Below are 14,594 nucleotides of genomic sequence, written 5' to 3'. Positions count from 1 at the left end.
AGGGTTTTGGCAGTGTCAGGTCTATCAATTGAGAGAGGGCAATGGGGAGCCAGATTGATTAGTGTAGGTGTAACAGTGGGCCCGTGGCGATCGCTTCCATTCCTCGCACCACAATTATCCTTCTGGGTTAATGATGGAATGAGAGCGATCGCCCCCACTACCGAATATCATTTTTGGGAGATCACCCTATGCCCCACCTCATTCTCGTGCGCCATGGTCAAAGTACCTGGAACGCCCAAAACCGCTTTAGTGGTTGGGTGGACGTGCCCCTTAATCATCACGGTCGTCAAGAAGCGATCGCCGCCGCCCGGAAAATTTCCCTCTATCCCGTGGATGTTGCCTTTACCAGTTTGCTGATGCGGGCGATGGAAACGATGGCCATTTGTCTCACCGAAGGGCCATCTAGAACTGACTCGAAAAGCCCCGTTTTTAAGCACGATCCCGCCGATCCTGACTGGCATAATTGGGATCAGTATGAAGGCCATCAAGACGAAGAAATTCCCATCTTTCAATCCCCCAACTTAGACGAACGCCACTACGGAGATCTACAAGGCTATAACAAAGCAACAATGGCGGACACCGTCGGTCATGATCTTGTGCAACAATGGCGACGTTCCTATCAAACTCGTCCGCCCGGTGGCGAAAGTTTAGCCGATACGGCTGCGCGCACGATTCCATTTTTTAATTACCGTATTTTACCCCTCCTCAAAGCAGGGGCGAATGTGTTGCTCGTGGCTCACGGTAACTCACTCCGCTCAATTGTTATGGAACTCGAATCCATTCCCGCCGAGGACGTGCCCCACCTCGAAATTGAAACCGGCGAACCCCTCATCTACGATCGCTTAGCCAACGGCCAACTGCGCCGCCAAACCGAACCCGTATTTCTCACCGCCCCTTAGCGAGAACAACCTGACAACTCCCCGCTAGACGGTCTTCACAGACATCACCACCCATACTGAATCTGAAAATAGATTCCCAGATCTTGGGCATTATCCCCCGCATCACTGAGGGGAATCAACGGTAATCCGTAATCAAACGTGAGGGTCAACCCCCGTTCTACCATCCACTCTAGGCCAACCCCTGCCCCCAGTAGCACCGTCGGCGAAAGGAGGGTATTGGGGTTATCGGGATGGTTCCACACCGCTCCGCTGTCCAGGAAGGGAATCAGTTGGACGACGGATTGGCCGGTGTGATCCCGTTCGAGGGTGATCCGGTTTTCCAGTGAAACGCGCAGGCCATTGTCCGCAGACCGGGCATTTTGACGATACCCCCGCAGGGATTGCCGTCCCCCGATCACAAATTGCTCGGAGGGGAGCAGGCTATCGGGGGTGAGTTGAACATCAAGCTGCCCCACAATGAGATGATCGGCACTGAGGGCTTCGATCCGTTGCACTTGACCCGACCAACTGAAAAAGCGGCTATCGGGAGTTGGGGCGGCGTTAATCGTGCCAGCGAGCCAGCCTGTGCCGATGTTGAATTGCGATCGCAGCGACCACACCCCCGTCAGATCCCGCCGCAGATAGTCCTGGCCGAAACGGATCACCGTCGTCCGGCTCACCCCATCCTCATCCGGGCCGACCCCAAAGGGCTGGGGACTGCCAAACAGGAAGGTTTGGCCGTTACGATGGGCGAGATCCAGCGAGAGGGCAAATTCTGCGGTGAGGGTCCGGTACAGGGGTTGCCGCCAACTGAGTTGATAGAGTTGGGACGCGCCGGTGATGTCAAACGCATCGAGGGGGACTTGGGTAATGCGGTTACGGTCGAAAACGGTGCGGAGGGAGAGCGTGCCGTTTTGGGGGTTGAGGGGAAGGGAATAGGCGAGATCGACGCTTTCGGAGCCGCCCGTAGTGGTGCGAGCGTAGCTGAGTTGAAGTTGATCGCCCCGGCCGGTGAGGTTGCGATCGCGCCCCACCCCCTGCAACCGTTCCGACCCCACACTCGCCGGTGAATCATTGCTGATCTGCACCTCACCCGCCACCGATTTCGCCTCTTCTATCGTGATCCGGAGTTGGGTTTGGGTCGGGGAAATCACTTCGAGTTGGGCTGTGAGGGATTTCAAGAGGGGATCACGCCGGAGCAGTTGGAGAGCGGTTTCAAGGCGATTGATCTGGAGGGGACGAGTGAGGCCGGGGGCGAGGCGATCGCGCAGATATCCCTGCCGCAGTCGCCGCGTCCCCTCAATCACCACCCCATCCACCCCCGCCTCAACCACCTGAATCGTCACCTCCCCACGCGGCGTAATCGCTTGGTTGCCCAGCACCGCGCTCGACGTAATATAGCCCGCCTCGTGATAGCGTTGAGTAATCCCCGCCGCCACCGCTTGGAGTGCATCTAGCGTCACCGTTTTCCCCTCCACCGTCGCCAACAAATCCGCCACATCGTCACGGCTCACCACCGTATTCCCCACCAACACCACCCGCTCCACCACAATCGGGATCGGTGCTTGGGCAAAGAGAGGCAGAGGAGTAGCAGCCAGGGCGATCATCATCACACTCCCCCCCCAAAATTGGCTGGGTATGGGTTTCTGCTTCACGATCAATCTCCCCAAGCGAAAAAAAAGATGTAGCCATGCTACATCCTTCGTTTAGTACCAAATCAAAGCAGGTTGATTCAACAGACGTTTAGCCTTTCTTTCCTTCGCTTCCCCCCAAAACCTCTGCTTTCAGGGTGTTAAATTCCTGCACCAATTCGCTGCGTGTTTTCGACTGCAAGAGGTAGCGATAGACAAACCAACCAGTGTAGGCAATCCCCACCAATTCAAACACAGGGGCCAACAGCGGCACATCATTAATCGCTGACAACAACGCTAACGTTAATTTCACCGTAATAATCCCAGCCACAATCAAACCCACGGTGATCAAGGGTTGCTTGTAGTCCGAGAAGAATTTCCCCAGGTAATCCGGTAACTTCGCCAAAAAGTCGGACACGGGTTCTAACCATTCTTGCCATTCTTGACCGCTAGCAGGTGCAGTCGCAGGAGAAATAGCACCAGAGGATTCGGTGTTGATCTGGGCAGACTGTGGGGCTTGGGTTTCAGTTTCGGAAGATTGAATATTCGGTTCCATAGGTTTTTTCTCCTGATCGTCAAAAAAAATAAGGTGATTTTGATTGAGCGTGACACCTTCAACAGCAAACGGCGAACTCTTGCCCATCTTTATGACGCTCATCCAAACGTAGCTCAAGACTAGACTCGGAAATGCCTGAATGTTTAGGATTCACCCTTCAACAGAATACACAGAGAATGGCGTTACGCTGAACCTAATCGTAGATCCGCAGGGGAAGGCAAGCCACCGTGACCTTGGGATTTGATCAGTTGTTGCTCCTGTGTTTGACTGGGCTAACGCGCTGGCATCATCACGACAATGGGCAGGATGGATAGAAGGTGGGAAAGCCTAAGATTCGGACTAGATATCTCCAAAATACTAAGGTTTGCGCTAACGCTTAGGCAATGGTATCACAGACCTCGCGTGTTTGCCGCTGTTGAGTCCTTCAGGCATTTTGGATCGGAATCATGACAGTTTAGATGCTGTTTTTGGGGGGGAGCGGCGGGTAGATCACGCTGTCATGGGGAGGGGTTCTCCTGCGCTAAAATCCTGTCACTTCTCCACTTTGGTATTTCATCAAGCGGCCATAATCGCCCATGGCGTAACAGGTGGTGCGTAGACTGCTGAGGGCTTGTTGTTCGATGCGGCGATCGCTATTTTGCCGCGCCAAGATTAACCGTTCTTCATAATACAAAATTGCATTTTCGTAGTCTCCGAGGGCTTCGTAGGCAACCCCTAGGCTACTGAGGGCTTGTTCATGGGCGCGGAAGTCTTCTTGATCTTGGGCGAGTTGGAGCCGCTGATGACTGTAGGCGATCGCTTTTTCGTAATCTCCCACGGTATAGGCTGTATTCCCCAAATTGCGGAGCACTTGCAGCACAATGCGGTGCTCTTGTTTCGCGGTGGCCATTTGCAGGCGGCGCTCGTAGTAGGTGATCGCTTCGCCATATTGTCCCAGGGAATAGCAGGCATTGCCCAGGTTTTTGAGGATTTGGGCGATCGTTGTTTCATCGCCCAATGCTTCGGCAAAGGTTAAGGCTTGTTTTTGGCAGGTGATCGCGTTGCGGTGATTCCCTTGGGCCTTATGGGTCAAGCCTAAGTTGTTCAGCAGCGCCATCGCTCCGGCTCGATCTTTGAGGTTCAAGAACAGTTTTAAGCCCCGCTGCTGCACCTCCAAGGCGCGATCGTAGCGGTCTTGGTGGCGATAGGTATTGCCCAACAGGCTCAAAACCTGCGCCATTAAGCGCGGATCATCTAAATCGGATACCGCCTCTAGGCCTGCCTCGGCGGCCTGTTGGGCTGCGTCGTATTTCCCATCGCTGTAATAGGTCAGCCCAATATAATACAGGGCCTTCACTTGGTTCCGGACTTGCTTGCGCTGAATGAACAGATCAAGGGCCTGCTTCAGCACAAGGATGGCGGACTCTAGTTCCCCCCGATGCTGATGTTGAATGCCTCGATCCAGCAACTGCCCACCCACATCCGCCACCTTGCGATCGCGCAATACCGAATCACCGGTGACTCGTAATGTGGTCAGCGGCTCATCGCCATAATTGGACTGGTCCGCCAAGCCATCCCCCTAAACCGAGTTGCCAAAGTATCCTATCCTTTCCAGTGTATCGGCGATCGCAGTGACTTGGAACAGGCCACCGGAGTCTAGCCCGAACTTTGCAAAACATTACGAGGGGGATGCGGTTGCGCCGCTCGCCGCCCATTCCGAATCCGGATCGCCTCAGCCGTGCGGGCTAAGGACGAAATGCGCTGGGGTGCGGCTGATCCTGTGGGGGGTGTGACCGGCGTTGAATTCATGCAGTTTGAGAGATTATCCTGGGGGGACACCGCCTCCATCGCCGCGAGAATCTCAGCCGCCGTTTGATACCGATCTTGGGGCGTGGGGCGCAGCATTTGCGTCAAGATTTGATGAAAACTCCGGCTCACCTGTACCTTGTCCTGCCAAAACAATTCTCCGGTGCGGGGGTTGCTTTTGAAATCGAGGGGCGCTTTTCCCGTTAAAAGGTAGAGGCAGGTGACCCCCAATGCGTAAAGATCGCTCGAATAGACCGGACGCAGGGAAAACTGTTCCGGAGGCGCAAACCCCACCGTGCCGACAAAATGGGTGGTGACCCCGTTCTGAATGCTACTATCCGCAATGCCAGCGAGTTCCGCCTTCACCGCGCCAAAGTCAATCAGCACAATTTGCCGATCTTGGGAGAGGATGATGTTTTGGGGCTTGATGTCGCGGTGAATTACCCCTTGGCTGTGGACAAAGTGGAGCAGTTTTGCCACTTCGCGCAGAATGCGACGCACGATCGCTTCGGGCTGGACTCCTTGCCGCCGCACGAGGCGAGCGAGGGTCGCGCCTTTGATGTATTCCTGCACCAGATAAAACTCATCTTCAAGGACAAAGTAGTCCAAGAGCATCGGAATTTGGGAATGGCTGCCCAGGGTGGCGAGGATTTTAGCCTCGCGTTTGAAGCGGTGGCGGGCGGTATCTAGGGCGCGGAGTTCACTGACGCGGGGGCACAGTTGCTTAATCACACAAAAGGGTTTACCCGGCAGCATCATGTCACGGGCTAAAAAGGTCACACCAAATCCGCCCCGGCCGAGCATCCGCAGGACAAGGTAGCGATCGCGAAAACGCTCATCCGTGCCACACAGTTGCCCCAGGGTGGTGTTTTCAAACACATCGTTATGAAATTCAGACAAATTAGTCGGTTGAAACGGCATGGTGAATGTTGGTGAGTGAGGACGGACGTAGATGATTCTGACAACCTGTTTTGAGTAACCCTGAAGTCCTCAAAACTGCACCCTTAACTCATTATCTAACCTGTTATCCCGGATTATCTCTGTGAGGCATTAACTTCATCAAAAACTCCTTGTTTCCTCCCCCACCTCGCACCGCAGGTGGGGGGGAGGAAACAAGCGTCAGGCAGCGGGGTTAAATGCCCCACTGACTGACAATCTCTGCGGGCAACTGACCAAAATACCCGTGGCGCGATAGAGTGGCTCAACCTTGGCAGCACTAAACTGTCCAATACGCTTCCAAGTGAACTCAGAAACAGAAACTTGCCGAGTTGTATCCCCACTCACATAGCCCACCGAGACGCGACCTGCCATCTCAGCCCGCACTAGATCGCCCTTCCGGAATCCATGGCGGGTTACTGTGCCCCCATATTTGCGGCGTAGACCCTTCTGACGGGGAACCATGAGGTGCAGTTGCCTGCGACTGATGGGTGGCCGTTTAATCACCACAAATGGGGCAGATGTGAGCTTAACCTCTCCAAACCAAAGATAACCGTGACTGCGTTTCCGGTGGAAGGGACGATACTCGATGAAGTATCCACAGGCTAAAGCGATACCATCTACCGCATGGGTTTGGGGAATTTGTTCTGCTTTGTCCTGAGACTTCTTCAATCCCAGGGTAGAGCGAAGTTGAGCGGTGCCATTGCCATCCTGCTGCCACCCGTAGCGAGTGTAGACGGGGGCAATCTGCTCCATTTTCTCAATGGCGTAGGCTTGCCCCACCATGACCGGAGAGAAACCTTTCCCAGATTTTGCTCCCTTTCGACCTGAGGTTAAGTCCACGTCGGCGCGAACTTTCTCGTAGCCAATGGTGGCAATGGGGAACAGTTGGGACAACTCCTGAACAACTCGAAACTCTAGGTCTCGGTTGGCTCGGATACTGGGGGGCACTTTCTGCTGTTTACGGTTGTTAAATCGCTTTTGGCGATGATTTCGTAGCTGGAAGGGTAACTCTCGATTAATCCGCCGACTGCGGCGAGAACGCCGTAGCATTCTGCGATGATCCATCCGTTCACGCACCCTGGGGTAGGGGAGTTCTAGGTGGGACTGGAATAATGTCGCTTGAGCGGATTGAACGGCAATCCCTGAATAGAGTTTGCCGGGATCGACCCCGACCACGATGGGCTGGGTATTACGACCCGATGGCTCCGCTTTCAGGCGCACTGCCTTGATCCGTAGATTGGTTTTCACCCATTGGGCCTTGCCCTGCGCTACCCACCGTTGAGCGCGACTACTCTTGGTGGGCATGGCAGGAGTACCATCAGGGTTTTGGACTGGGATGCGTTGCATGGAAGATAATTCCAAAACTACAGGTCTCTTCAGCCAGTGAGTACGGTGTTTCTGGGCTGAACCCACTCCCTGAGATTCCAGGGCCTTACAAATAATCCGATTTAGAGAAGCAACCGGAAGTGTTGCCGTACTAACCTTGGTGGCCTATTCGCAGCTACGACCGGGTTATCTCCGGTCACTCCCCCACCTCGGCGGATGCCAGGTGGGGGTCATTGAACTGTGTGATTTCTCCCATCACCTCACAGTTTTAAGCCTACACCCGATAACCCTAGTGTTCCTGATTGAAATCGATCGGCTCATATCCTCGGCCCTGTGGATGGCAAGAATAGAGATAGCACTAGCTAGAGCGGCTAGGACATTCAGAAACTCTGGAACAAGGGGCTTAACCCCCTTGCCTGCCCTAATGCTCTTGTTGATTGCGATATCTGATACTGGGGGACAAGATCTAGATACTATTAGTATTGACCGAAAGCAACGTTAAATGACAAGTCTATGACTATGAATCTTAAACTCCGCACCGCCTTTGAGCACCATGCTGCCCTGAAGGTGATCAGTGGATTGCACAACTTTGAGAGTGCGTCGGTGGCGGCAACGGTGAAAGCGGCAACGGCAGGCGGGGCGACTTTTGTGGACATTGCCGCCGATCCGGACTTGGTGCGGTTGGCGCGACAATTAACCCCGTTGCCGATCTGTGTGTCGGCGGTGGAGCCGGAAAAATTCGTGACGGCGATCGCTGCCGGGGCCGATCTGATTGAGATTGGCAATTTTGACAGTTTCTATGCCCAAGGTCGTCGCTTTGAGGCCCCGGAAGTTCTCGCGTTGACGGAACAGACGCGGGCCCTGTTGCCCGATGTGACCCTGTCGGTGACGGTTCCCCATATTCTGGAACTGGATCAACAGGTTGAACTCGCGGAAGCCTTAGTGGCCGCTGGGGCTGACATCATCCAAACCGAAGGCGGCACCAGCAGCACCCCCCACCATGGGGGAACCCTGGGCCTAATCGAAAAAGCTGCCCCCACCTTAGCAGCGGCGACGATGATTAGTCGGGTGGTTTCTGTGCCAGTGCTCTGTGCGTCGGGCTTGTCCGATGTGACAGCGCCGATGGCGATCGCCACCGGCGCGGCTGGGGTTGGGGTGGGTTCAGCCATCAACCAACTCAATAACGAAGTGGCCATGGTGGCTGCGGTGCGCCGCTTTGTCGAAGCGATCGCCACCGTGGAACACCGTACCCCTGTACGCTAACGACCGAAAGCAAGCCGGCGCAGACCTCGACGCAGCAGGTCTGCGTCCGTGCTGGTCAGGTGAGTTGTGTGATCAATTCATCATCTAATTCAAAATTGGTCGTCACATTTTGCACATCATCCAGGGCTTCGAGCGCGTCGATTAATTTAAGCATCGCTTTACCGTGCTCCAGATCATCAAGGGTGATGCTGGTGCTCGGAATCCAGCGTAATTCGGCATCTTTAACCGTAAATGGATGATTCTGAAGGGTTTGACTGAGGTGATCGAGATTGGTCACCTCGGTAAACACTTCGGCGCTGAGATCCTCGGCATCGGTCAATAATTCGTAGGTTTCGCCGCCGCCGGCGATCGCCATCTCCAAAAGAGTTTCTTCGTGGATTTCACCCGCTAAACAGACCACGCCCTTTTGCTCAAACATCCAACTCACACAGCCCGTTTCGCCCAAATTGCCGCCGTTTTTACTGAAGGCAGCGCGGAGGTCGGCGGCGGTGCGGTTGCGGTTGTCGGTGAAGGCTTCGATCAAGACGGCAACCCCGCCGGGGCCATAGCCTTCGTAGCGGATCGCTTCGTAGTTGTCGCTGTCGTTGGCGTAGGTTCCGGCCCCTTTGGCGATCGCCCGATCAATATTGTCGTTGGGAATCCCGGCCGCCTTCGCCTTGTCAATTGCCGTGCGCAGTTGCACATTGCCGCTGGGGTCGGGCAAACCGTTTCGCGCCGCCACGATGATCGCCCGCGACAATTGCGTGAAGGTTTTGCCTTTTTTCGCGTCTACTCGTGCCTTTTGGCGTTTGATGTTGGCCCATTTACTATGTCCTGCCAAGGGTAATGCTCCTCTCCTAACCGATAGGCAATGGTTGGTTGTGGTGGGTTAGATTACCCTCTATTTTAAGACGCAGTGGGCGGGTTACCAGGCGGGATCAGTGGCGAGGAGACTTTCAACGGCAGCGGCGGCGAGGGGCTTAGCGAAGAGATAGCCTTGACCATAATCACAGTGCAACTCGCGGAGAATTTCAAGTTGCTCCGGGGTTTCGATGCCTTCCACCACCACATCGAGTTTCAGTTGATGCCCCAGATCGAGCATGGTTTTAATGATTTCGCGGTTTTCCGGTTCGAGGCTGAGGTTTTGGACGAAGGAACGGTCAATTTTGAGGGTGTTGATCGGGAGATGGCGCAGGCGACTGAGGGAAGAATAGCCGATTCCAAAGTCATCTAAGCTCAGTTGTACCCCTAATTGGCGCAGTTGTTCGAGGAGGGCGATCGCTCGATTGCCATTGCTCATTAAACTGCTTTCGGTGATTTCTAATTTCAAGCAAGACCCCTGTAAGCCCGTGGCGAGGAGAATTGAGCGAATTTGGGTCAGCACTTCCGGCCGTAGCAGTTGAATCGGGGAGAGGTTCACGGTCATGATCAGGGTTTGATATTCCGGGAAGAGCATTTGCCAGGTGCGCAGTTGATAGCAAGCTTTATAGAGTACCCACTGTCCGAGGAGGGTGATTAAGCCGGTTTCTTCGGCTAAGGGGATGAATTCCAGGGGGGAGAGTTGGCCGCGGGTGGGGTGATGCCAGCGGACGAGGGCTTCAAACCCGGCAATGTGACCGGTTTTCAGATCCACAATCGGCTGATAGTTGAGGTAAAAGCCTTGTTTTAAGAGGTCGCTATCTTGGCTGGAGATGCTGCTGTTTTGGAGGGATTGGCGCAAATCTGATTCCAATTGCCAGAGAGCGATCGCCCCTTGATGGAGTTGGACATTAAACAGGGCATAATTGCGCTTACTTTGAATCCGCGCCTGATACATTGCTGTTTCGGCATAGTGCAGCAGGGTATCCGCCTCCGGGCAGGATTCCCAGGAGAGGACAATCCCGATGCTGACGGTACAGTAGAGGGTTTCGGTGCTGAGGACATAGCCTTGGCGCAGGGCTTGATCCAGGTGGTGGGCGGTTTGCAGCGCTTGGGCCCGCCGGGTTTCGCTGGTGAGGAGGGGGGGGGCTGGCACGAGGAGCATCAATTCATCGGCTCCGACCCGCGCAAGTTGGGGGTGAGCGATGGGGGCCATGGCCTGCTGAATTCGGTGGACGACTTGGATCAGCAGTTCGTCACCGATGCGATCGCCGTGGTGGGTGTTGATGGAACTGAAGCGATCGATATCAAAAAAGAACAGGGCGAAGGTTTGGTGCGTCTGGATGAGAGGGGTCAGAGTGGCTAAAAATGAAGCGCGGTTCGGGAGGCCGGTGACCGTGTCGTGGCGGGTTTGGTGGGTGAGGCGTTGGGTGAGGCGGGTTTCCTTGTAGATACTGCTGAGGCCGGTGGTCAAGCCCACAATCAACAGGGGAGGAACGACGGGAACCAGCACCGCTACGGCTAAACTGCCAACCCCGACGAGGACGATCGCCCCACCGAGCATCACACCGCTGAGGAGTTGCCAGCGATGGGCGCGGGTGGCGATCGCCCCACTTAACCCCAGCCCCAGCACGGCATACACCCACCATTGCCGCCCCCACGGATGTTGAGCCAGCACCCGCAGGGTATTGCCCTGGAGCAAATTACTCAACATCGCCGCATGAACATAGATGCCATGGGTGGGCTGGGCAGTGTCATAGGGAGTCCGGATCGGATCGATGCCGGCGGCCGTTGTGCCCACGAGGACGATTTTGTCGCGAAAGACGGCCGGATCAACGTCCCCTTTGAGGATAGCGGCGAGGGAGTAGGTGGGGATCGTGTCCATTGGTGCGGCCCAGTTGATCCAGGTTAAATTCGGTAAGGGATTGGGTAAGGGGGGCAGATCCGGCCGGGTGCGGGCGATCGCATAGCTCAAACTAGGCCGGGATTGGCGCGTAATCGACCCCTTACGGGTCACGCCTTGATAGTCCGCAAATTTGGTAATGTAGCCGATCGAGGTGGCCGCTTCCAAGAGGGGCGAAGGGGGCTGCACAAAGGCTCCGGTACTGTCCCAGGAAGCCCCCAACACCACCGCCGGATCGCCCTGCATCGCAGCAGCAAACATCCCATCATCCGCCGTCGCCTGTTCAAACAACAGATCAAACCCCACAACTTCCGCCGGGGCTTGGGCCAGGATCTCTAAGAGTTCTCCGTAGGGACGACGAGACCAGTCGGCCGCTTCAAGGACATCCATTCCCGCTTCATCAATGCCCACCACCACAATGCGATCGTCCCACGCTTGCGTGCCCCGGAGCCGAAATAAGGTGATATAGGCCAACCCTTCAAAGGGTTCCACCCAGCCGAGCAATTGGAGGCCAGCCACTAGCAGCGTGGCGATCGTTCCACTGAGAAATGGCTGCCAGCGTTGCAAAGCCGTTGCTTGGTGTTGTTTCATCGGTTCAGTGGGACATTAATAAAGCAGGGAGAAGCATTAACATACTGCTCTTTTCGGATCAAAGGGAGAGCATTCCGCATCGTCTGAAGATTGCCGGGGCAGGATCAGTTCGGGGCGATCGCTACACCGCATCTCCTCCTACGGTCACATCTCGAATCCGGAGACTAGGGCCACCACACCCCACCGCTAAACCATTTTGCCCCCCTTTGCCACAGCCCCCCGATTCATCCCACAGAAAATCATCCCCAATGCCTTCAATAGCGGCTAAGGTCTTAAACACATTACCCGACAGCGTTACATCCCGAACCGGCTCGGCTCGCTGGCCATTGCGAATCATCCACGCTTCCCCAGCGGTGAAGGTGAACATTTCCCCATTGGTCATGCCCCCCAACCAATTGCAAGCATAAACCCCTAGTTTAATATCACTGCACAGATCCGCCACGGGCGTTTGGCCGCGCTCAATCCAGGTGTTGGTCATGCGCACGAGGGGAGAGTAGTGATAGTTTAAGCAGCGGGCATTGCCCGTGGGGGCTTCACCTAATTTACCGGCGGTTTCGCGGGAATGGAGGCGGCCCACGAGGCGGCCATCGCGGATCAGTTGGGTGGTGGTGGCGGGTGTGCCTTCGTCGTCGTAGGCGTAGCTGCCGCGATGTCCAGCGGGGGCGGCTCCGTCGAAGATTTGCAGGGTTGGGGGGCCAAAGCGTTTGCCAAACTGCATAACGTCTAATAAATCAGGATTTTCATAGGCCATATCGGCTTCGGAGAGGTGGCCAAAGGCTTCATGGACAAAGAGGCCGGTGAGGATGGGGTCGATGACGACGGTGTAGCGATCGCCCTTGACGGGGGGCAGGTGGAGGGCTTGGGTGGCGCGTTGGGCCGCAGCAGTGACGGCAGCATCGAGGCCGAGGAGGTCGTCATAGCCGCGCCGGGAGCCGGTGGTTTCGCGGCCGGTTTGCACCCGATCACCGTCGCGGGCCGTGGCGGCAAAGCGCATTTCGAGATCCGTCCAGGTTTGGTCGATCATCGTGCCGTCGGAGGTGACGAGGAGAATTTGTTGGGTGCTGTCGCTGTAGCGGACGGTGCTGTTGACAATATTCGGCGCGGCGGTTTGGAGGGCGGTGAGGTAGCGATCGCAGAGGTCTTTTTTCGTGGCGAGGCTGACCTGGCGCGGATCGCGACCCGTGAAAGGGAGGATCACGGAATCATGAATCCCGGCGATGGGGGCGAGGCAGGTGGATGCACGGTTGCCACTGCCCACCAGACGAGCGGCGGCGATCGCAAACTCCACTTGTTCCTCTAATTCCACTATGTGGTTAAAACTGGCAAAGCCCCACCCTCCCTGATAGCAAGCCCGCACCTGGCCCCCCAGGGAGACCCCTTCGCTCAGGGTATCAATGGGGGCCGAAGGCGATCGCAACACAATATCAGTTCCTTGGGAAGTTTCCAGGCGGATTGCTAAAAAATCAACACGGTGGCGATGCCGATAAATTAACTCATCGAGTCGATTTTGATGGTCACTCAGACTCGCCATGAACACCTCAAGAAAAAAAGATAGATACCCTACATGGTAATCTCTGCAAGCCCGTCAATTGTCCCGTAGCACCACATTCGCCGCAAGGAGGTTTCCACCCCACACCCAGGCCGCCGCCAGCCTAACCCTTTCCGTCATGACCCAGGAAGGTGGCTAGGAGAGACGCGATCGCCTCACTCACCGCCTGATTGCCCGCGCCATTGAGGTGAATATGGTCGTGATAGAAGCGATGGGGCGACGGGTCAGCGTTGAACTGGGACAAAAAATCCAGATAGGGAATGGTGTGATCCTGGGCGAATTGAGTGAGGCGATCGCGGGCCTGCTGTTCATAGTCGCGGGGCTGGGCCGGTTTGAGTTCCCGCTGTAAGGGGGTCATCGCCAAGACCATCCCGGCCCCCTGGGCTTGGGCCAGGTTGTGAATCTGGGCCAACGCCGCCAAATTTTTACCGACGCGATCGCCCCCCTCCTGCTGCACCGCCTTTAACCCCGGAATCGGCTTTTGCGTTGCGCCATAGCGTTGATAGAGTTCATGGAGGGCGCAGCGGGGATAGCGATCGGGGTAGTTGCGATCGCGCCCCACCGGTAACGCCGTCGGAGCCGTCGCAAACAGATCATCCGTATTCAGCAACACCAGGACAAGATCCGACCCAAACAGACCAAACCGCTCCACATAAGCCCACTCATGGCGCGGCCCCCAAGAATTCGCCGACGCATTCAACACCTCCACCTCCACCCCCCACACCGCCGCCAACCGTCGCCCCAACTGCTGCGAAATAATCTCAGCTTGATCCGTCCACCAGCCCCCATTCGCCACCGAATCCCCCAACAACAGCAACCGCCGTCCCGTGACCTCTGCCCGGATCGCCTCCCCCCGCATCGATTGGGCATTAATCACAATCCGGTTTCCCCTGCGCCGCGTCCGCTGATTCGGCCGGGGAAGATAACCAATCGTCGGATCACCCCGATACAGCACCGGCCGCCCGAACCCGAAAAACCACCGCAGCCCCAATTCCGCTGCGATCGCAACGATCACGAGTGCGATCGTCCCCCACACCCCCAGCATGAAACCCATGTTTTCCCCAAGCATTGATTAAGATTAAGATTAAAAAATAAAATCTGCATCCATGCTAAACCCATGCTTACCCTGAAGTTGAGATAAACCCACAACCCATAACGCACTATGTCTGATCTGAATCGCGGCATCATGAAATTCAAGAACGCTGACAAGCCTCTCGTCGTGGCCATCTCCGCCACCCTTGTCATCGGCAGCATCATCGCCCTCATCCTCTGGGCCCTAAACACCGCCTACCAGGTGTAATGCGTTTACACCCACGGATGCAGTGTCACAGTCTCG

At 55.8% G+C, this 14,594-nt stretch carries 12 protein-coding genes; 3 read left to right on the top strand and 9 right to left on the bottom strand.

The genetic code is table 11. The features are described from left to right. Positions 1-188: 188 nt before the first annotated feature. Positions 189-899: a histidine phosphatase family protein gene (locus SPI6313_RS19630; protein WP_072622515.1), complete on the top strand. Its 711-nt coding sequence runs from the start codon at positions 189-191 to the stop codon at positions 897-899. 44 nt (positions 900-943) lie between these two features. Here SPI6313_RS19630 and SPI6313_RS19625 read toward each other — a convergent pair whose 3' ends face one another. The 5 genes from SPI6313_RS19625 to SPI6313_RS19605 all read right to left on the bottom strand — a co-directional run bounded on the left by SPI6313_RS19625 (position 944) and on the right by SPI6313_RS19605 (position 7,136). Continuing rightward, on the bottom strand, positions 944-2,533 hold the full coding sequence (locus tag SPI6313_RS19625) for a ShlB/FhaC/HecB family hemolysin secretion/activation protein (protein WP_139276703.1): 1,590 nt from the start codon (positions 2,531-2,533) through the stop codon (positions 944-946). Positions 2,534-2,621: 88 nt separating this feature from the next. Beyond that, entirely contained in the window at positions 2,622-3,065 is a 444-nt protein-coding gene (locus SPI6313_RS19620; protein ID WP_072623244.1) for a CAAD domain-containing protein, read from the bottom strand. Between the two features lie 520 nt (positions 3,066-3,585). Next, entirely contained in the window at positions 3,586-4,614 is a 1,029-nt protein-coding gene (locus SPI6313_RS19615) for a tetratricopeptide repeat protein (RefSeq protein WP_072622513.1), read from the bottom strand. Positions 4,615-4,700: 86 nt separating this feature from the next. Then, a complete protein-coding gene (locus SPI6313_RS19610; RefSeq protein ID WP_072622512.1) occupies positions 4,701-5,771 on the bottom strand; it encodes a serine/threonine-protein kinase in 1,071 nt (356 codons plus the stop codon). A 198-nt stretch (positions 5,772-5,969) separates the two neighbouring features. Continuing rightward, positions 5,970-7,136, bottom strand: coding sequence for an RRXRR domain-containing protein (locus SPI6313_RS19605; RefSeq protein WP_072622511.1), 1,167 nt, complete (start codon positions 7,134-7,136; stop codon positions 5,970-5,972). 492 nt (positions 7,137-7,628) lie between these two features. Between SPI6313_RS19605 and SPI6313_RS19600 the strand changes: the two genes are divergently transcribed. Further along, positions 7,629-8,378 carry a DUF561 domain-containing protein gene (locus tag SPI6313_RS19600; protein ID WP_072622510.1) on the top strand — a complete coding sequence of 250 codons (750 nt, stop codon included), beginning with the start codon at positions 7,629-7,631 and terminating at the stop codon, positions 8,376-8,378. Between the two features lie 55 nt (positions 8,379-8,433). On the opposite strand, the gene SPI6313_RS19595 is transcribed toward SPI6313_RS19600, so the two are convergent. The 4 genes from SPI6313_RS19595 to SPI6313_RS19580 all read right to left on the bottom strand — a co-directional run bounded on the left by SPI6313_RS19595 (position 8,434) and on the right by SPI6313_RS19580 (position 14,312). Beyond that, positions 8,434-9,198 carry a YebC/PmpR family DNA-binding transcriptional regulator gene (locus SPI6313_RS19595; protein WP_072622509.1) on the bottom strand — a complete coding sequence of 255 codons (765 nt, stop codon included), beginning with the start codon at positions 9,196-9,198 and terminating at the stop codon, positions 8,434-8,436. Positions 9,199-9,282: 84 nt separating this feature from the next. Continuing rightward, positions 9,283-11,709: an EAL domain-containing protein gene (locus SPI6313_RS19590; RefSeq protein WP_072622508.1), complete on the bottom strand. Its 2,427-nt coding sequence runs from the start codon at positions 11,707-11,709 to the stop codon at positions 9,283-9,285. 121 nt (positions 11,710-11,830) lie between these two features. Continuing rightward, positions 11,831-13,240, bottom strand: coding sequence for a TldD/PmbA family protein (locus SPI6313_RS19585; protein ID WP_072622507.1), 1,410 nt, complete (start codon positions 13,238-13,240; stop codon positions 11,831-11,833). Between the two features lie 121 nt (positions 13,241-13,361). Then, entirely contained in the window at positions 13,362-14,312 is a 951-nt protein-coding gene (locus SPI6313_RS19580) for an SGNH/GDSL hydrolase family protein (protein ID WP_072622506.1), read from the bottom strand. Positions 14,313-14,420: 108 nt separating this feature from the next. On the opposite strand from SPI6313_RS19580, the gene SPI6313_RS24130 reads away from it, so the two are divergent. Then, entirely contained in the window at positions 14,421-14,558 is a 138-nt protein-coding gene (locus tag SPI6313_RS24130; protein WP_217650678.1) for a hypothetical protein, read from the top strand. Positions 14,559-14,594 lie beyond the last annotated feature (36 nt).

Source organism: Spirulina major PCC 6313 (assembly GCF_001890765.1).
Lineage (GTDB): Bacteria > Cyanobacteriota > Cyanobacteriia > Cyanobacteriales > Spirulinaceae > Spirulina > Spirulina major.
Note: the sequence above shows the minus strand (reverse complement) of the source record. Positions and strands in the feature narration are given on the sequence as shown.

Coding starts and splice junctions, on each gene's coding strand:
- SPI6313_RS19605 (WP_072622511.1), bottom strand. CDS start 7,136: ATGCAACGCATCCCAGTCCAAAACCCTGATGGTACTCCTGCCATGCCC.
- SPI6313_RS19590 (WP_072622508.1), bottom strand. CDS start 11,709: ATGAAACAACACCAAGCAACGGCTTTGCAACGCTGGCAGCCATTTCTC.
- SPI6313_RS19585 (WP_072622507.1), bottom strand. CDS start 13,240: ATGGCGAGTCTGAGTGACCATCAAAATCGACTCGATGAGTTAATTTAT.
- SPI6313_RS19630 (WP_072622515.1), top strand. CDS start 189: ATGCCCCACCTCATTCTCGTGCGCCATGGTCAAAGTACCTGGAACGCC.
- SPI6313_RS19600 (WP_072622510.1), top strand. CDS start 7,629: ATGACTATGAATCTTAAACTCCGCACCGCCTTTGAGCACCATGCTGCC.
- SPI6313_RS19610 (WP_072622512.1), bottom strand. CDS start 5,771: ATGCCGTTTCAACCGACTAATTTGTCTGAATTTCATAACGATGTGTTT.
- SPI6313_RS19620 (WP_072623244.1), bottom strand. CDS start 3,065: ATGGAACCGAATATTCAATCTTCCGAAACTGAAACCCAAGCCCCACAG.
- SPI6313_RS24130 (WP_217650678.1), top strand. CDS start 14,421: ATGTCTGATCTGAATCGCGGCATCATGAAATTCAAGAACGCTGACAAG.
- SPI6313_RS19580 (WP_072622506.1), bottom strand. CDS start 14,312: ATGGGTTTCATGCTGGGGGTGTGGGGGACGATCGCACTCGTGATCGTT.